14 protein-coding genes are annotated in these 16,739 nt (G+C 65.2%); 6 read left to right on the top strand and 8 right to left on the bottom strand.

Features of this window, described 5'->3' with window-relative positions; genetic code table 11:
- Positions 1-416: 416 nt before the first annotated feature.
- From AC07PQ_RS07780 to AC07PQ_RS07755, 6 genes are all read right to left on the bottom strand, one after another.
- Entirely contained in the window at positions 417-1,826 is a 1,410-nt protein-coding gene (locus AC07PQ_RS07780; RefSeq protein ID WP_493184947.1) for an amino acid permease, read from the bottom strand.
- 209 nt (positions 1,827-2,035) lie between these two features.
- Positions 2,036-4,297, bottom strand: coding sequence for an ATP-binding protein (locus tag AC07PQ_RS07775; protein WP_493184948.1), 2,262 nt, complete (start codon positions 4,295-4,297; stop codon positions 2,036-2,038).
- Positions 4,294-5,067 (bottom strand): substrate-binding periplasmic protein, encoded by a 774-nt coding sequence (locus tag AC07PQ_RS07770; RefSeq protein WP_493185317.1) that lies wholly within the window; start codon positions 5,065-5,067, stop codon positions 4,294-4,296. The genes AC07PQ_RS07775 and AC07PQ_RS07770 overlap by 4 nt, the downstream gene beginning before the upstream one ends.
- Before the next feature lie 5 nt (positions 5,068-5,072).
- Positions 5,073-5,789 carry a response regulator gene (locus AC07PQ_RS07765; protein WP_053278786.1) on the bottom strand — a complete coding sequence of 239 codons (717 nt, stop codon included), beginning with the start codon at positions 5,787-5,789 and terminating at the stop codon, positions 5,073-5,075.
- Positions 5,790-5,895: 106 nt separating this feature from the next.
- A complete protein-coding gene (locus AC07PQ_RS07760) occupies positions 5,896-6,528 on the bottom strand; it encodes a TetR family transcriptional regulator C-terminal domain-containing protein (protein ID WP_493184949.1) in 633 nt (210 codons plus the stop codon).
- Positions 6,529-6,630: 102 nt separating this feature from the next.
- Positions 6,631-7,680, bottom strand: coding sequence for an ABC transporter substrate-binding protein (locus tag AC07PQ_RS07755; RefSeq protein ID WP_493184950.1), 1,050 nt, complete (start codon positions 7,678-7,680; stop codon positions 6,631-6,633).
- Positions 7,681-7,886: 206 nt separating this feature from the next.
- Between AC07PQ_RS07755 and AC07PQ_RS07750 the strand changes: the two genes are divergently transcribed.
- The 3 genes from AC07PQ_RS07750 to AC07PQ_RS07740 all read left to right on the top strand — a co-directional run bounded on the left by AC07PQ_RS07750 (position 7,887) and on the right by AC07PQ_RS07740 (position 11,932).
- On the top strand, positions 7,887-9,848 hold the full coding sequence (locus tag AC07PQ_RS07750) for an oxidoreductase (RefSeq protein WP_493184951.1): 1,962 nt from the start codon (positions 7,887-7,889) through the stop codon (positions 9,846-9,848).
- Positions 9,849-9,918: 70 nt separating this feature from the next.
- Complete coding sequence (locus AC07PQ_RS07745; protein ID WP_007931910.1) at positions 9,919-10,536, top strand: cupin domain-containing protein; 618 nt, start codon at positions 9,919-9,921, stop codon at positions 10,534-10,536.
- Between the two features lie 271 nt (positions 10,537-10,807).
- On the top strand, positions 10,808-11,932 hold the full coding sequence (locus AC07PQ_RS07740) for an endonuclease/exonuclease/phosphatase family protein (RefSeq protein ID WP_493184952.1): 1,125 nt from the start codon (positions 10,808-10,810) through the stop codon (positions 11,930-11,932).
- Positions 11,933-11,977: 45 nt separating this feature from the next.
- Here AC07PQ_RS07740 and AC07PQ_RS07735 read toward each other — a convergent pair whose 3' ends face one another.
- The gene (locus AC07PQ_RS07735; RefSeq protein ID WP_007931914.1) at positions 11,978-12,676 is read right to left on the bottom strand and encodes an alpha/beta hydrolase; all 699 of its coding nucleotides are present in this window, start codon (positions 12,674-12,676) and stop codon (positions 11,978-11,980) included.
- A 171-nt stretch (positions 12,677-12,847) separates the two neighbouring features.
- Between AC07PQ_RS07735 and AC07PQ_RS07730 the strand changes: the two genes are divergently transcribed.
- The gene (locus AC07PQ_RS07730) at positions 12,848-13,789 is read left to right on the top strand and encodes an AraC family transcriptional regulator (RefSeq protein WP_007931917.1); all 942 of its coding nucleotides are present in this window, start codon (positions 12,848-12,850) and stop codon (positions 13,787-13,789) included.
- Between the two features lie 32 nt (positions 13,790-13,821).
- Here AC07PQ_RS07730 and AC07PQ_RS07725 read toward each other — a convergent pair whose 3' ends face one another.
- Positions 13,822-15,024, bottom strand: coding sequence for a PrpF domain-containing protein (locus AC07PQ_RS07725; protein WP_493184953.1), 1,203 nt, complete (start codon positions 15,022-15,024; stop codon positions 13,822-13,824).
- Between the two features lie 233 nt (positions 15,025-15,257).
- On the opposite strand from AC07PQ_RS07725, the gene AC07PQ_RS07720 reads away from it, so the two are divergent.
- Both AC07PQ_RS07720 and AC07PQ_RS07715 read left to right on the top strand, forming a co-directional pair.
- Positions 15,258-15,611 (top strand): DUF3302 domain-containing protein, encoded by a 354-nt coding sequence (locus tag AC07PQ_RS07720; RefSeq protein WP_007931926.1) that lies wholly within the window; start codon positions 15,258-15,260, stop codon positions 15,609-15,611.
- 3 nt (positions 15,612-15,614) lie between these two features.
- A complete protein-coding gene (locus AC07PQ_RS07715) occupies positions 15,615-16,574 on the top strand; it encodes an HlyD family secretion protein (RefSeq protein WP_007931928.1) in 960 nt (319 codons plus the stop codon).
- Positions 16,575-16,739: the final 165 nt, after the last annotated feature.

The following is a 16,739-nucleotide window of genomic DNA, read 5'->3' as shown; positions in this document are numbered from 1 at the left end:
CCTCGAATTATTGTGTTTGGCGTGAGGTGGGGACGACTTGCCGACGATACTAAACGAGTGTTCAGCAAGGCGACAATCCGCGGTCCGGGGCCTTGTAACAGCGGTAAACAGGCGCTATTTGCTTGTTTTCATTGAGTTATTTTTCTGTTCCGCGGTGCGCGGCCGGCGTGGTGTTACAACTTTGAACAACTGGCTACAGGGGAGCGGCCTTTGTAGCCGCTGCCGAGCCAAAGCGAGGCTGCGATCGACTGCGTAGCGGTCGCCAGCCCAGACACCGCCGAGAGTCAGTCACACCGCGTCGTCCGGTTTACGGGGCTGTGCCCCGATCGCAGCCTGCGGCTGCGGCTACAGGATTCGGTTGGCACAAACGAAAACGCGACAGTCGCCTGTCGCGTTTTTTGTTACAGCGGCCGGACCTACACCGACACGGTTGGCGCCAGCACCGGCTGGCGCTTGCGCTGCACCAGGTAGTAGGCGCCGTAGCACAGTGCGATAAAGCCGAAGCCCCAGTACAGCGAAGGCCGCTGGGTCGCGTCCATGGCCAGGAACACGAACAGCGAGCAGCACAGGCCGATGCACAGTAGCGGCAGGAGCGGGAACCACGGCGCCCGGTACTTCAGATCACTGAGCTGGCCGCCGTCGCGCAGGTAGGCGCGGCGGAACTTGTACTGGGCCAGGGCGATGACGATCCAGGTCACGGTGCCGGACATGCCGCTCACGGCCATCAGCACCATGAACAGCGTGTCGGCAGCAATAAAGCTGGTCATCAGCGAGATCAGGGCAAAACCCAGGGTGATGCTCAGCGCCCGCAGCGGCACGCCGCGCTTGCTCAGCGGCGACAGGCTTTTGGGGGCCATGCCGGTTTTCGACATGGCCCACAGGATCCGGGTCGAGGCGTAGAGGCCCGAGTTGCCGACCGAGAGGATCGCGGTGAGGATCACGAAGTTCATCAGGTCGGCGGCATAAGGAATACCGACCATGTCGAACACCTGGACGAACGGACTTTCCATCAGCCCCGCCTGCTGCCAGGGCACGATGGCCGACAGCACCACGATCGCCAGCACGTAGAAGATCAGCACGCGGAACACCACGTTGCGCACCGCCCGCGGGATGCTCTTCTCCGGCTGGTCGGTTTCCCCCGCCGCCACGCCCATGATCTCGCAGCCCTGGAAGGCGTAGACCACGGTCATCATCACCGCGAACACCGCCGAGAGGCCGTTGGGAAACAGGGTGTCGCCGATCAGGTTGCTCATCATCGGCGCCGGTGCGCCGCTGGCCAGCGGGATCGCGCCGAAGATCACCAGCACACCGACCACGATAAAGCCCAGGATCGCCGCCACCTTGATCCCGGAGAACCAGTATTCCGCCTCACCGAAAGCGCGGGTGGCCAGGGCGTTGATGCCGAACAGCACCGCCACGAACAGCCCCGACCAGTACCAGATCGGCACGCCGGGGAACCAGCGCTCCATCAGCATCCCGGCGGCGGTGAATTCCAGGCCCACGGTGGTGGCCCAGCTCATCCAGTACACCCAGCCGATCATGAAGCCGGTGGCCGGACCGATGAACTTCGTGGCGTGGGTCTGGAACGAGCCGGATACCGGCATCTGCACCGACAGCTCGCCCAGGCAGACCATCACCAGGTACATCAGGAAACCGGCCACCAGGTACGCCAGGATGGCCCCGACCGGGCCGCCCTGGTTGATGATCACGCCGGAGCCCATGAACAGCCCGGTGCCGATCACCCCGCCCAGCGACAACATGAAAATGTGCCGGCTCTTCAAGGCCCGGGTCAGGTGGATGCCTTTGCGTTCGATAGATTCGCTCATGTCGGCACCTCAGCAGTCGGTGAGGGGCGCGGCGGCTGACAGGACGTCATGGCGCGGGGAAGGATCAGCTTTACGGCAGTTCATTATTATTATCTCCAATAAGCTTCGAGGACCGCGCCCGGCGCGGTTCAAGCGATTATTGGAAAGCCATGTAAGTTCGCGTTGAACCTGAAGATCAAAGATGTAAAAAGTCGTAAGGATTTTGTACGTCAGCTCTCCAGCAGCGCATCCAGGGTCTGCAGGGAGCGTTGCAATTGCGCGTTCACCTGCGGGGCCAGGCGCTGCACCGCCTGCTGATCGTTGCCCAGCGCCGCCGCCTCCAGCGCCCGCATGACCCTGGCCAGGGCGCTCAGGCCCATAGAGTCGCTGCTCCCGGCCAGACGGTGGGCCAGATGGGCGATCTCGGTGCAGTCGTCGGCCGCGATGGCGTCCGTGAGCGTCACCCGGTGCTGGGCCAACGAATCGCGCAGTACCATCAGCAGGCCCTTGAGTTTCTCGGTGCCCAGCAAGGCACGATGGGTTTCCAGCAACGCCCCGTCCAGTTCTTCATCGGCCTGTGCCGCGGCAGCCAGCGGCGCCTGGCCCGCCAGTGCCTGGCGCAGGCTGTGCAGTTTCAGCGGCTTGGCCAGAATGCCTTGCATGCCGGCCTCCAGGTAGCTGCGCACCAGGGCCGGCTGGACGCTGGCAGTCAGGGCGAAGATCCGACAGTCGCGATTGGCCCCCGGCGTGCCACGAATGCGTTTGCACAGTTCGACGCCGCTGATGCCTGGCAGGTGCACGTCCAGCAGCATCAGGTCGAAACGCCGCTGCCGGCAGAGCGCCAGGGCCTGGCTGGCCTCTTCGGCGAGCCAGACCCGGTGCCCATCGCTCTCCAGCAGGCCGCTGACCACCTCGCGGTTCAGCGCCACATCCTCGACCACCAGAATCTCCAGCGCCTGGACCGGCGTGCTGGCCGTCGCGACTTCGCTGCCGCCAACGGCGGCCTGCAACTCCAGCTCGAACCAGAAGCGACTGCCCCGCCCCACTTCGCTGTCGACGCCAATGCGGCCGCCGAGCAACTCCACCAGATGCTTGCTGATCGCCAGGCCCAGGCCGGTGCCGCCATAACGCTGCGCGACCTCTTCGCTGGCCTGGGTGAAACGCTCGAAAATCTTCTCCTGCATCGCCGGGGCAATGCCGATGCCATTGTCGCTGACGCTCAGGCGCAGACGCTGGCCGCCCTGCTGCGCCGCCTGCGGCACCACCTCGACCGCCACGACGATCTGCCCGGCCGTGGTGAACTTGATCGCGTTGGCCAGCAGGTTGCTCAACACCTGGCGCAAGAACTGCTCGGCGCCGTGCAGGCGCTCGGCCAGTTGCCCATCGATCCGGCTGTGCAGGCGGGTACCGTTGCCCTGTGCCCGCGGCTCCAGCAGCGTCAGCACTTCGTCGATCAGTTGCCGCACCGAGAAGTCCACCGGTTCCGGATGGCTTTCGCCCTCCTCCAGCCGGGCGAAATACAGCACCTCGTTGAGGATCGTCAGCAGGCCTTCCCCGGCTTTGTACAGGGCTTCCAGGCGTTTGCCGTCGCGCTCGTCGAGGGGCGCGCCGCGCAGCAGTTCGGCCATGCCGAGGATGCCGTTGAGCGGCGTGCGCAACTCGTGGCTCATGGTGGCGAGAAACCGCGACTTGGCGAGGTTGGCCGCTTCGGCCTCGTCCTTGGCGCGCATCAGGCTGGCGGTGCGCCGCTCGACCATTTTCTGCAGCTCGTCGCGCTTGTCCTGCAAGGCCAGGCGATCGACTTCACGGCGGTCGATATCGCTGAGGATCGCCCGGCGCATGTCATCCAGGGCGTGGGCCACGGTATCGATTTCGTCTTCGCCGCCGCGGCGGCTCTTGTCCAGGCGCAGCGGCTCATGCCAATCGCCGTCAGCGACGCGCCGGGCGAATCCGGCCATCACTTGCAGGTGACGGGTCACCAGTCGGTAGAACAGCCCCGACAACGCCACCGCCAGGCCGCAGAGAAACACGCTCATCCACAGCAGGCTGGTCAGCCCGGTGGCGTACAGGCGCCGATGCACGGCGCCCAGGTCGGTGCTGACTTCCAGCTGGCCCAGGTGCCGCGAGCCACCGCTCGGGGGCTGGTAATCCAGCTCGAAACGCTCGATGCGCAGCGGCCCGCGCGGCTCGGGGTTGCCCTGCACGAGGTCGAAGTCCGGGCTGCGCAGGTGCACCCGGGCCACGTCGGAGAAGTCCACCAGGCCGCGCAGCTGCACATTCAGTTGCTCCTGGTTCAAGTCCCACAGGCTGCGCTCCAGGCTGGCCAGGTAACCGGCGCGGATCAGCGCCATGCGCGAATCGATGTCGCGCATTTCCCGGCGGTACTCGAAATACAGCTGCACGGTGCTGGCGAGCACGGTGAAACACAGGCTGAACAGCAGGATGAATAGCAGCAGGCGTCGCAGCAGGCCGCCGGGCCGGGCGCTGATCATCGGGCATCCGCCGGTAGCTTGAGCATGTCGCGGTAAGTGGCCTCGCTTTCATTCAGCCAGCGTTCGATCTCGCCGGCATCGACCATGCGCTGCAGTTGCGCATCGATTTCCGCCATGCGCCGGGCCAGCGGGGAGCGCCGCGACACCGCGATCCGCAGGTAGTCGACGCTCAGGGCCGCGGGCAAGGCGACGATGTCTTCGGCCCCCGGCAGGCGCTCGACGAACAACTGCCCGGTGCGCCGTTCCTGGGTGATGAAGTCGATACGGCCGCGAATCAGCTTGCCAAAATTCTGCTGGCTGTCGGACACCCATTCGATATTGCGGTGCCGGGCGACAAAGCGGTCGAACTCCAGGCCGTAGCTTTCGCCGAACAGCAAGCCGCCGCGGTAACCGGCCAGGTCTTCGAGGCGTTCGAAGCGCACCGGATGGCGGCGATTGACGAACACCGCGACCTCTTCGCGCAGCACCGGCACGCTGGAAAAACGCATGCTCTGCTCGCGTTGCACGGTGCTGTAGGCCAGGATCACGTCGACCTGCCCTGCGGCGGCGTCCAGCAGGCAGCGCTGCCAGTTGCCGAGCACCACGATCTCGACCTCGTAGCCCAGTTGCCCGAACAGCTGCTTGACCACGTTGGGCGCCAGGCCGCGCACCTGCCGGCCGTCGCTCCAGGACACCGGCGGATACACCGGGTAGTCGCAGTAGCGGATGCGCTCGGCGGCCAGGGTGCCGAGCGGCGCCAGCAGCATCAGCAGCGCCAGCCATCGCCCCAGGGTATTCATGCCGCCACGCTGGCCGTGAACAGATACCCGGCGCCATGGATGGTGATGATCAGTTGCGGCTCGGCCGGATCGTCATGCAGCTTGCGGCGCAGGCGGCCGACCAGCACATCGATGGAACGGTCGTTGGGCACCCACTCGCGGTTGCGGATCTGGTCCATCAGCTGGTCGCGGCTCAGGGTATGCCCGCTGTTGCGCAGGAACACACTGAGCAGCTGATATTCGCCCTGGGTCAGCAGGGTTTCGCCGCCGGCCTGGTCGATCAGGCGCCGGCGATCGGTGTCCAGGGCCCAGGCGGCGAACTGTTTGACCGGGCGCGCGATCGCCGGCTCGGGCTTGCAAGCCTGGGCATGGCGCACCCGACGCACCAGGTTTTTCGCCCGGGACACCAGCTCGCGCGGGTTGAGGGGTTTGATCACGTAGTCATCGGCACCGCATTCCAGGCCCACGATGCGGTCGATCTCGTCGTTGCGCCCGGTGATCAGGATGATCCCCACCTCCGAACGCACCCGCAGCTCCCGGGTCAGGGTCAGGCCGTCCTTGCCCGGCAGGCGGATATCCAGCATCACCAGATCGACCACGTGGGAAGCCAGGAAGGTTTCGGCCAGCTCCGCCGTCTCGGCGCAGTGCACCTCGTAACCTTCCTGGGAGAGATAGGCATGCAGCAGTTCGCGAATCAGCGGATCGTCGTCGACGATCAGTACCCGAGGAGTCATCGCTTGTTGTCCTGGACCTGCCCGAAGGCGCGTTTCTTATTAGAGTTTTACCGCATCAGCGCCCAGAGGTTAGCCACTGCTGAACGATCGATCAACAGCCCTCCGTCTATCGCCGGAAACGCCGCCGGGCACCGGCCTGCAAACCGTCGACCCAGGCTTCGCAGATCTGCATGCCCTGGTTCGGGGTGAACGTCCCGGGATTGAGCCCCGACTCCAGCCAGAGCCCATCGAGCAAGGCACTGAGGCTGATCGCGGCGAGATCCGCATCGAAGTCTTCCCAGCCCTCCTCCGCGGCCAGATCGCCGAGCACCCCGCTCAGCTCGTTGCGGTATTCGCCATAGGAGTGTTCGTGGGCCTGGTTGATCGCCTCGGCGGTCTTCACCGCGCCCCAGAACGCCAGCCAGGCGTCGAGCAACTGCGGGTCGAGCAATTCGGCCGAGAACGAGGCGCGAAAGAACGCCGACAAGCGCTCCCGGGCACTCGGCGCGGCCTCGGCCATGGCCTCGCGCAACAGGTTCATGACCCGTCCGGTCACCGCCAGATAGGCCTCGGCCACCAGTTCGTCCTTGCCCGAATAATGATGGCTGATCAGCCCTACCGACACCCCGGCCTCGGCGCAGATCCGCCGTATCGAAGCGCCCTGGAAACCATGGCGCTTGAGGCAGACCAGGGTGGCTTCGATCAGATTGGCCTTGCGCAGTTCCGGCTCCATCCGGGAAAAACGGGCTTCCTGAGTCATCGGCGGCAATCTCCTTTGGGCAATCGATGGGGGCGGCGCTGAACGACTGTACAGCAAGAACCTTCGCCGCCTCCAGCGCTGGCCACGATGGGCCCCGGGTGTTTACTTGCTGGCCCAGGCGTTGAAACGCTCTTCGAGTTCCTCGCCATGATCGACCCAGAACCCCACGTCCATCGCCAGCGCGCCCTTGAGGTTCTGCGGGGCGGTGGGCACCCATCGCGACAGGTCGGGAGCGAGCCGGGCGGCGGCCTCGGTGTTGGTCGGCCCATAGGGAATCTGCTCGACATACTTGAGCTGGGCCTCGGGCCGGTTGGCAAAGGCGATGAACCGCTTGGCCTGGTCGATATGCCTGGAGCCCTTGATGATCGCCCAGTAATCCATGCCGTACAGGCTGCCGGGCCAGACCAGCCCCAGATGGCTGCCGGCCTGGGCCGCCTGCGCGACGCGGCCGCTGTAGGTCGAGGTCATCACCACATCGCCGGCCGCCAGCCACTGGGCCGGCTGCGCCCCGGCCTCCCACCACTGGATATGGGGCTTGAGCTGGTCGAGCTTGGCGAAGGCGCGATCGACACCCTGCGGGGTATTCAGTTGCGCATATACCTCCTCGACTTTCACCCCGTCCGCCAGCAGCGCGAACTCCAGGTTGTACACCGCGCGCTTGCGCAGGCCGCGCTTGCCGGGAAACTTCGCCACGTCCCAGAAGTCCGCCCACGACGCTGGCCCCTTGGCCAGTTTGTCCGTGTCATAGGCGATGGCCACGCTCCATACCAGGGCCGCCGAACCACAGGCTTGCGCCGCGTCGGCAATCAGCTGGTCGGCGCGCCCCAGGACCTTCCAGTCCAATGGCTCGTACATACCCTCCTCACAACCGCGCATCAGGTCCGGACCTTCGATCTGCACCAGGTCCCAATCGACATTGCCGGTGTCGACCATGACCTTGATCCGGGCCATCTCGCCGTTGTACTCGCTCTGGATCAACCGGCTCTGGTCAATGGCGCTGAACGGCTGGAAGAACGCCACGTCCTGGGCCTTTTGCCCGGCGCCGCCGTAACCGACCACCACCATTTCCGGCGCCGCCTGGGCGCAATCCAGGCCTGCAACCAGGGACAGCAACAAAGGGGAGAAAACGTGCTTGAGCGTATTGGATTTCATCGCGGGTTCCTCGTGCAGGTACCACGTGAGCAAGGTGCCGACGCAGCCCATTTTTATTGTTGTGAGGTTCGCCCCAGGGGTGGGCGCAGGTCGAAGCTACTGCAACGCCAAGTAAAAAAACAAGTTGATTTTTTACTAAGGGTAAATTTCTATAGGGCAAAACAATAACGCCGAACCTCTTGGCCGCGGCCCGCTGGAGCACCTGCATGTCGATCTCAAGCCCTGCTTTCGCCCATCTTTTCGAGCCATTGCAGCTACGTGGCAAGCGTCTGAAGAACCGCATCATGTCCAGTGGTCACGACACCTCGATGCCCACCGACAACCTTGTCAATGAACAGCTGATCGCCTATCACCGGGCACGGGCCGAAGGCGGCGTCGGGCTGATCGTGCTGCAGGTGGCCGGGGTCCACGACAGTGCGCGCTACACCTCCCATGTGCTGATGGCCACCGACGACGCCTGCATCGACGGCTATCGGCAGCTCGCACAGACCTGTCACGCCCACGGCACTCTGGTGCTGTCACAGATCTTTCACCCCGGGCGGGAAATCATGGAGTCCAGCGACGGCCTGCTGGCGGTCGCCTATGCCCCTTCGGCGGTGCCCAACGAACGCTTCAGAGTCATGCCCCGAGCCCTGGACCAGGGCATGATCGACGAGATAGTCGGCGGTTACGCCGCGGCTGCGCGCCGCCTGCACCAGGCCGGGCTGGATGGCGTGGAAATCGTCGCCAGCCACGGTTACTTGCCGGCGCAATTCCTCAACCCGCGGGTCAACCGGCGCAGCGACGGGTACAACGGTGACCTGCAGCAGCGCCTGCGCTTTCTGCGCGAGGTCATCGCGGCGGTGCGGGCCAGTACCGACGAACAGTTCATCATCGGCCTGCGCATCAGCGCCGACGAGCGCGACCCCGAGGGCCTGACCGAGGACGAGTCCCTGGCGGCCGTACAAGCCATGCAAGCGCAACTGGACTACGTGCATATCGTCGCGGGCACCTCGGCGTCCCTCGGCGGCGCCGTGCACATCGTGCCGCCGATGGCCATCGAGGCGGCCTACCTGGCCCGGGAAGCCGGGACCTTCAAGGCCAGCCTGAAGATTCCGTTGTTCGTCACCGGACGCATCAACCAGCCCCAGGAAGCCGAACTGATCCTCGCCCGTGGCCAGGCGGATGTCTGCGGCATGACCCGCGCACTGATCTGCGATCCGCAGATGCCGAACAAGAGCGAGGCCGGGCGCGCCGAAGACGTGCGCGCCTGCATTGCCTGCAACCAGGCGTGCATCGGGCACTTTCACAAGGGGCTGCCGATCTCCTGTATCCAGCACCCGGAAACCGGGCGCGAACTGCTGTTCGGCGCCATGCAGCCCACCGTCAGGCCGCGCCGGGTGATGATCGCCGGCGGCGGCCCGGCCGGGATGAAAGCCGCGGCGGTGGCCGCGCAGCGTGGGCATGAGGTGACCCTGTATGAGGCCAGCGCACAATTGGGCGGCCAGGTGCTGCTGGCGCAACTGCTGCCGCGCCGCAGCGAGTTCGGCGGCGCCAGCACCAACCTGCAGCGGGAGATGGAACTGGCTGGCGTGCGCGTGGTGCGCAACACCCGCGTCGACCGCGCCCTGGTGGAGCGCGAACGGCCGGACGTGGTGATCATCGCCACCGGGGCCGAGCCTTATTGGCCGGCCTTCGAGCGCGGCGGTGAATTACAGGTGGTGGACGCCTGGCAGGTGCTGCGCGATGAGGTGCCGCTCGGGCGCTCGGTGGTGGTGGTCGACTGGCGCTGCGACTGGATCGGCCCCGGCATCGCCGAACGCCTGACGCGCGCCGGGCATCAGGTGCAGTTGGCGGTCAACGGCACCCACTGCGGGGAAAACCTGCCGCTCTACGTGCGCGATCAACTGGCGGGGGAACTGCATCGACTGGGCATCGCCATCACGCCCTATGCCCGGCTCTACGGTTGCGACGACAACACCGTCTACCTGCAACACACCGCCAGCGGCGAACCGATGTTGCTGGAGAACGTCGATACCCTGGTGCTCTGCCAGGGCCATCAGCCGCTGGACAGCCTGGCCACCGAGCTGCAAGGGCTGGTGGAATTCCAGCGCATCGGCGACTGCCTGGCGCCGCGCACCGCCGAGGAAGCGATTTATGAAGGATTGAAAGTCGCCTGGCAGCTTTGAGCCTGTTTATACTCCGAGGCCTTCAGGCGGGCGCAGCGACGCGCCCACCCTTCCCGGTTCGGAACACGCCATGAGCAACAGCAGCACGACGCCGCCTGCCAGCAGCGCGCCCACGCCAGCGAGCGGTGCGGCAGCGCCACACTTTCTCGGCACGCGGATTCGCGGCCTGCGCAAGCGCCGCGGCATGACCCTGGCCACCCTGGCCCGGATGAGCGAACTGACGGCCGGCTATATCAGCCAGCTGGAACGCAACCTGGCCTACCCGTCCATTCCCGCGCTGTTCAATATCGCCCGCAGCCTGGGCGTGACCATCCAGTGGTTCTTCGCCAGCGAAGCCAGCACCGCGCCTGAAGACAGCGGCTACGTCGTACGCAAGAACAGCCGCCTGAGCGTGCATTACGAAGACGGCATCGTCGACCAGTTGCTGAGCCCACAGCCCAACCGCCAGCTGGAAATCCTCCACTCGCGCTTTCCGCCCGGCACCTACAGCCAGCAAAGCTACAGCCATGAGGGGGAAGAAGCCGGTTATCTGCTGTCCGGGAGCTTCGAGCTGTGGGTCGGCGAGCGCTACTTCCAGCTCAACGAAGGCGACAGCTTCAGCTTCTCCAGCCAGGAACCCCACCGTTATGGCAATCCCGGCGAGGTCGACGCGCTGGTGATCTGGGTGATTACCCCGCCGACCTTCTAGGCCCCAGCCTTTACCCTTTGGCGCCAAACCCGGCATGGAAACGGACTTCGCCCCAAGGGCTGCTTCCGTCAAAGGGCAATGCCTGAAAATATTCGGCCGGCACACCTAGCAGCAACAACCCGTCCCAGGCCCTGAAGCCGAAGCGGCCGTAATAGCCGGGGCCGCCCGGCACCACTTACCCCTCGGTGCCCAAACCCGGCCTGTCGGCATTCGGTCATTTTTATCGGTTGTAATGCCCATTGACGTCCGCCCCTCGCAAAGGAAGAGCCCGATGAGACTTGCGTCCTACAACGTTGAAAACCTGTTCAACCGCGCCAAGGCCATGAACCTGGAAGGCTGGGCCGAAGGCAAGCCGGTGCTGGAGCGTTTCGCCAAGCTCAACCAGTTGCTGGGCGAGCCCATCTACACCGACCAGGACAAGGCGCAGATGGTCAAGCTGCTGACCGAGCTGGGCCTGAGCAAGTCGGACCAGGGCCCGTTTGTGATCCTGCGGCAAAACCGCGGCAGCCTGGTCAAGCGGCCCAAGGCCGGCGGCCTGGAGATTGTCGCCAACGGCCGCACCGAGTGGGTCGGTTCGCTGGAGCTGATCGAGGCCCCGGTGGACCTGGAAGCCATGCGCAATACCGCGCGGGTGATGATCGACCTGCAAGCCGATGTGCTGGCGGTGGTCGAGGCGGAAAGCCGCCCGGCCCTGCGCGACTTCAACACGGAAATCATCGGCGCCCTGGGCGGCCCGCTGTACCGGCATGTGATGCTGATCGACGGCAACGATACGCGGGGCATCGATGTCGGCCTGATGACCGCCGCAGGCTACCCCATCGGCCAGCTGCGCAGCCATGTCGACGACACCGCGGCCAACGGCGAGCTGATCTTTTCCCGCGATTGCGCGCAGTTCCATATCCCACTGCCTTCTGGAAAACAAAAGGACAAGCAGCTGATCGTGCTGGTCAACCACCTCAAGAGCAAAGGCTTCGGCGGCCTTGCGGCCTCGGCGAAAAAACGCCTGGCCCAGGCCGAGCGGATCAAGCTCATCTACCAAGAGCTGGTGGCCCAGGGCGAGGCCTATATCGCGGTGGTCGGCGACTTCAACGACACCCCGGACAGCGCGCCACTGGAGCCCTTGCTCAAGGGCACCGACCTGAAGGATGCCTTCGTCCATCCGGCCTTCGACGACGGCGGTTACCCCGGCACCTTCGACACCTGCAAGGCGGCGAACAAGATCGACTACCTGCTGCTCTCCCCCGCGCTGTTCGCCACCGTCACCGCCGGCGGCGTATGGCGCAAGGGCATGTGGCCGGGCAGCCAGCCCAAGCGCTGGGAGGTCTACCCGCAGCTGGACAAGAAGGAAAACGCCGGCTCGGATCACGCGGCGGTGTGGGTCGACCTGGATCTGTGAGCCGAACAGGCCCCGCTCTTGAGCGGGGCCTGAGGCGCGGCCTGGTCAGCCCTTGACGGTGGCGCTGGCGGCCTCGTGGATAAAGGCCGCGACCTGCGCCGCCCGCGAGGCCAGCGAGGCATGGGAACTGGCCAGGGTGAGGGTCTTTTGTGGGTTGAGCCGGGCCGCCATCATTTGCTGGTTGCGCGGATGGATCATGCGGTCGTCGCTGGAGATCTGGTACCAGGAGGTTTTTTTCTTCCAGGCCGGCGCACTGATGGTATCGCCGAAGGTGCTGGCCAGCGGCGCCTTCTGGGTCACCGCCATGACCAGCGCTTCGTCGGCGCCCAGGTCCTGGCAGAAGCTCTCATGGAAGGCCGCTGGCTTGAGCCACAGATAGCCATCGCTGTCGGGCTCGAGGTTGGCCGCCGCCGCGGGCAGGTGCTGCTGGGTGATCGAGCCCGGGCTTTCCCCGGCATCCGGGGCGAAGGCGGCGATATACACCAGCCCGACCACGTTGGGCTGGTCACCCACTTCGGTAATCACCGCGCCGCCGTAGGAATGCCCCACCAGCAACACCGGGCCATCGACCTGGGCAATCATCTTGCGGGTGCGCTCGACGTCATCGGCTAGCGACGTCAAGGGCATTTCCACCGCGCGGATCGCGCTGTAACCCTTGCGCGCCAGCTCGATGATCACCTTGCTCCAATGGGCCGCATCGCCCCAAAAACCGTGCACCAACACAATCGTAGGCTGACCACTCATGAGCTTGAATCCTCTGTCTGGATAAAGACCGCTCGCCGATGGCGGCGGTACTGCCGGGCCCTGGGCATTGCGGAGCAGGTCGCTCGTCAAGTGACAGGCAGGAGACGCCCTCCCCCGTGCTGGCTTATGCTCGGGCACGCTCATTATCGAAGGGGACGGTGCCGACCGACCATGACCGAAAAGCCGAAGACTGTGCAGAGACACCTGCCCCCAGCCGCCTCGCCAGCCGACCTCCGGCACCCGGCCGCCGATGTGTTTTTCGAAGTGTTCAGCCTGGCGCGGATGCATGGCGAGCTGCTGGGCGAGACGCTGCTGCAACCCGGCCAGCTGCTGCAGCGAGCGGCGGGCGGCGCCTGCTTCCATGTGATCCAGGACGCCGGCTGCCAGCTCAGGCTCGACGGCAATAACCAAGCCACCAGCCTGATGCCCGGGGACATCCTGTTCGTGCCCCACGGCCAGGCTCATCAACTGCACAGCGCTGCGGATGCCAGCCCGGACCTGCCAGCGCGCATCACCAGCGGAGTCTTCCGGTTCGAGGGCGGGTGCGGCCAGGCCTTGAGCCAGGGTTTGCCCGGGGTGCTGCAAGTCAGCTGCCAGGGCGAGGACCCGAGCGACCTGATCGGCTCCCGTGAATGGCTGTCGCTGACGGTAGCGGCGATGCAGAAGGAAGTGCGCAACCCGTCGATCGGCAGCAGCATCATGCTGTCGCGGATCATCGACCTGATGTTTATCTGGGCCGTGCGCCATTGGCTGGCCCACGCCCCGCAAGGCATCAGCGGCTGGATCGCCGCCCTGCGCGACCCGCTGGTCGGCCAGGCGCTGGCGCTGCTGCACGCCGAACCGGGCGCGGCGTGGAGCGTCGAGCGCCTGGCCGGCCTGGTCAACCAATCGCGCTCCAACCTGGCGCAACGCTTCACCCGCCTGGTGGGCCAATCGCCGATGCGTTACCTGATGCACTGGCGCATGCAACTGGCCAGTCAGCGCTTGCAGACCTCCAGCCTGCGCATTTCACGGATCGCCGAACAGTTGGGTTATGAATCCGAAGCCGCCTTCAGCCGGGCCTTTCGCCGCGAGTTCGGGGTCGCCCCCAGCGAATATCGCTCACGGGGTTGAGCGGATTTGCTGCCACCTTTCCGGTCCGGGACTCAGCCCCGCCCTTGCAACGCCTCGAACAACGCCGCCGAAGCGTTGTACAACGGCACCCGGCCCTTGAGCAGGATCTGCGCGCTGCGCCGGTAGGCGGCCGCGTCGATACGCATCGAGCCACCCTCCTCGCGCGCGGTGATCAAGGTGTCCAGCACCCCCGCCGGGTTTTCGATCGACACCGGGTATTCCGCCGTGGTGGTGCCCAGGGGTTTGGGCGCCTTGAGCAGTTCATGGGCCACGGTGCCTGGCGCCAGGCAGGCGGCGGCCAGGCAGCAGCCACCGGAGACGGCCAATGAAGGATGGGCGTTTTGCGGGGTGAAATACCGGGTGTTGATATCGCCCACGCCCTGGGCCGGGCTGACGATGCAGATCTTCGGCAGGGTTTCGCTGCGTTGCAATTCATCGGCGCTCATCAAGGCGCCACTGCGGTTGCGCAGTTGCATGCGCAAGCCGCCCTCGACCATCAAGCCAATCAACCGGGCCTTGAAGTCGGCATCGGCGTCCAGCTGTGCCGGGGTTTCCAGGCCGGTCTTGCCCAGGTCCGCGGCCTGGACGATGACCATTGGCACCGCCACGTCGAGGCAGGTGGCGCGCACGCCATTGAGCAGGTCGATGCGTTGCCCGGTGGGAAACAGCTGGCCGGTCTTGGCTCCCACCGGATCGCTGAGAAACAGGTCGACCCCGGGGAACACGCCATTGACCCCGGGAATGCGCGTATCGCTCAGCAGGCGACCGTCGCGGAACGCCAGGCGCGCGAGCATGGTGGTCTGGGTATTGCTGTTGAAGATCTCGATCTGCGCGCTGTCCTCGTCCGCGCTCAGCCAGCCACGCTCCAGGGCATACAGGGGCAAGGCCGCCGACATGTTGCCGCAGTTGACGCTCCAGTCGATCGCGCTTTTACCCGCCGCCAGCTGTGCCAGGGTGCTGACCATCCGCGCCTCGCCAGGCTGGCGCTCGGCGATGAACACCTTGTTGCTGGTGGGCCCGCCACGGCCCAGGCCGGTGATCTGGTTATTGCCCGGCAGCTCGCCGCTCAACGGCACCCCCATCAGGTGGCGCAACAGCTCTTCGACCAGCAACGGGTCCTCGGGCAGGGTTTCGCGAGCCAGGATCACACCGGTGGAGGTACCACCGCGCGCATGCCAGACAGGGAATTCAACGATACCGGCGCGGATTTCGGGAAGGTCCAGTTCAAAAGGCATGATCGGGCTCGCAGTGATGGACGACAGGCAGCGATCATAAACCGCAGCCTGGGCGAGCGCAGCTTTCCAGATCCAGGGCCGTGCGCGCCCTGCAGGGCAGCCAGGCAGATGAACGAACTTGAACTAGTATGGATTGCGTAAGGCCCGCGCCATCGGGCTGTCCCATGGCCGTGGCTGACCAAGGTGCTTCATAAGCGGTTGCGTGCGAGCTGAAGGCTTCCGGGAGGCGAATCATGCTCGATCAGATTGCGCTGGGCATGCTTGTCTTCGCCGGAATAACCCTGTTCTACGGAATCATCGTCCTGCACGACATTCCCTACGAAATTGCCGTCCATCGGAACCATCCACATCAGGACGCCATTCACGCGGCAGGCTGGGTCAGTCTGTTCACGCTCCATGCCCTGTGGCCGTTCCTGTGGATCTGGGCCATGTTGTACCGCGAGGACCGGGGCTGGGGTTTCGCGACCGACAAGGCGCGGATGCAGGCCGAAAGAGATCTGGCCCAAGAACTGGCCGAGCTGCGACAGCGGGTCGAGCGACTGGAAGGACAATCCCAGGCCGGGCCCCGCCCGGAAGGGAAGCTGTGACCCATGGACCTGTTACTGATCCTGACCTACACCGCCATCTGCGTGGCCATCTTCAAGATCTTCCGTATCCCGCTGAACAAATGGACGGTGCCCACCGCCGTGCTGGGCGGCGTGGTCTTGATCGGCGCGCTGATTTTCCTGATGAACTACAACCACCCCTATTCGGAAGTGGCGCGCTCCTACTTTGTCTCGGTGCCCGTGATCCCGGTCGTCACCGGCCGGGTGATCGAGGTGCCGGTCCAGGGCAACACGCCGCTGGAGCCGGGCGACGTGCTGTTTCGCATCGACCCCGAGCCTTTCGAGAACCGCCTCAAGTCGCTCAAGGCCCAGCAGACAGCGGCGCGGGGCGACCTGTACCGGATCAACGAGTTGATCAGGCGCAACTTCGGCACCCGCCGCGAGCAGGAGGCCGCGATTGCCCGGGTCGACGACCTGCAGGCTCAGATCGACAACGCCCAGTTCGAGCTGGACAGCACCGTGGTCCGCGCCCCGAGCAAAGGCTTCGTCACCCATGTGTCGCTGCGCCCGGGAATGATGGCGAGCAAGCTGCCGCTGCGCCCGTCGATGGTGTTCATTCCCGACGAGGGCCATTACTTCTCTGCCTGGATGCGCCAGAACAGCCTGCTGCGCCTGGTCCCGGGGGACGAGGCGGAAGTGGCGTTCGACGGCATACCCGGCCGGGTGTTCAAGGGCCGGGTGAAGAATGTCATCACGGTGATCGGCGAAGGACAGGTCCAGCCGTCCGGCACCCTGCTGAGCTACACCGGCTCACCGCCGCCGGGGCGGGTGCCAGTGGTCATTGAAATCACCGACCCGGACTACCTGCCCTACGCCAGACTCATGCCCGGTGGCGCCTATGGCCAGGCGGCGCTCTACAGCCAGCACTTCCACCATGTGGCGATCATGCGCAAGATCCTTCTGCGCATGTCGGCCTGGATGAACTACATCTTTCCGTTCCATTGACGGCCGGGATCGGGCCTGAGACTCGATGCGTTGCAAGTCCGGCTTGATTTCACCTACCGGTTGAGTGGCTGCTTTCGCCTGTTGGCCTCGACAGAAAAAGCGGGTGGGCCGCTTGTTTCCCTTCTCTCTATACTGGCTTCCCTGAATGACAGTCAGAGCGCAAAT

It is taken from the genome of Pseudomonas sp. GW821-FHT09E12 (assembly GCF_059416085.1).
Note: the sequence above shows the minus strand (reverse complement) of the source record. Positions and strands in the feature narration are given on the sequence as shown.

Excerpts from the sequence above, each read along its gene's own strand:
- AC07PQ_RS07780 (WP_493184947.1), bottom strand. The coding sequence starts at position 1,826 with ATGAGCGAATCTATCGAACGCAAAGGCATCCACCTGACCCGGGCCTTG.
- AC07PQ_RS07775 (WP_493184948.1), bottom strand. The coding sequence starts at position 4,297 with ATGATCAGCGCCCGGCCCGGCGGCCTGCTGCGACGCCTGCTGCTATTC.
- AC07PQ_RS07765 (WP_053278786.1), bottom strand. The coding sequence starts at position 5,789 with ATGACTCCTCGGGTACTGATCGTCGACGACGATCCGCTGATTCGCGAA.
- AC07PQ_RS07760 (WP_493184949.1), bottom strand. The coding sequence starts at position 6,528 with ATGACTCAGGAAGCCCGTTTTTCCCGGATGGAGCCGGAACTGCGCAAG.
- AC07PQ_RS07755 (WP_493184950.1), bottom strand. The coding sequence starts at position 7,680 with ATGAAATCCAATACGCTCAAGCACGTTTTCTCCCCTTTGTTGCTGTCC.
- AC07PQ_RS07750 (WP_493184951.1), top strand. The coding sequence starts at position 7,887 with ATGTCGATCTCAAGCCCTGCTTTCGCCCATCTTTTCGAGCCATTGCAG.
- AC07PQ_RS07745 (WP_007931910.1), top strand. The coding sequence starts at position 9,919 with ATGAGCAACAGCAGCACGACGCCGCCTGCCAGCAGCGCGCCCACGCCA.
- AC07PQ_RS07740 (WP_493184952.1), top strand. The coding sequence starts at position 10,808 with ATGAGACTTGCGTCCTACAACGTTGAAAACCTGTTCAACCGCGCCAAG.
- AC07PQ_RS07735 (WP_007931914.1), bottom strand. The coding sequence starts at position 12,676 with ATGAGTGGTCAGCCTACGATTGTGTTGGTGCACGGTTTTTGGGGCGAT.
- AC07PQ_RS07730 (WP_007931917.1), top strand. The coding sequence starts at position 12,848 with ATGACCGAAAAGCCGAAGACTGTGCAGAGACACCTGCCCCCAGCCGCC.
- AC07PQ_RS07725 (WP_493184953.1), bottom strand. The coding sequence starts at position 15,024 with ATGCCTTTTGAACTGGACCTTCCCGAAATCCGCGCCGGTATCGTTGAA.
- AC07PQ_RS07720 (WP_007931926.1), top strand. The coding sequence starts at position 15,258 with ATGCTCGATCAGATTGCGCTGGGCATGCTTGTCTTCGCCGGAATAACC.
- AC07PQ_RS07715 (WP_007931928.1), top strand. The coding sequence starts at position 15,615 with ATGGACCTGTTACTGATCCTGACCTACACCGCCATCTGCGTGGCCATC.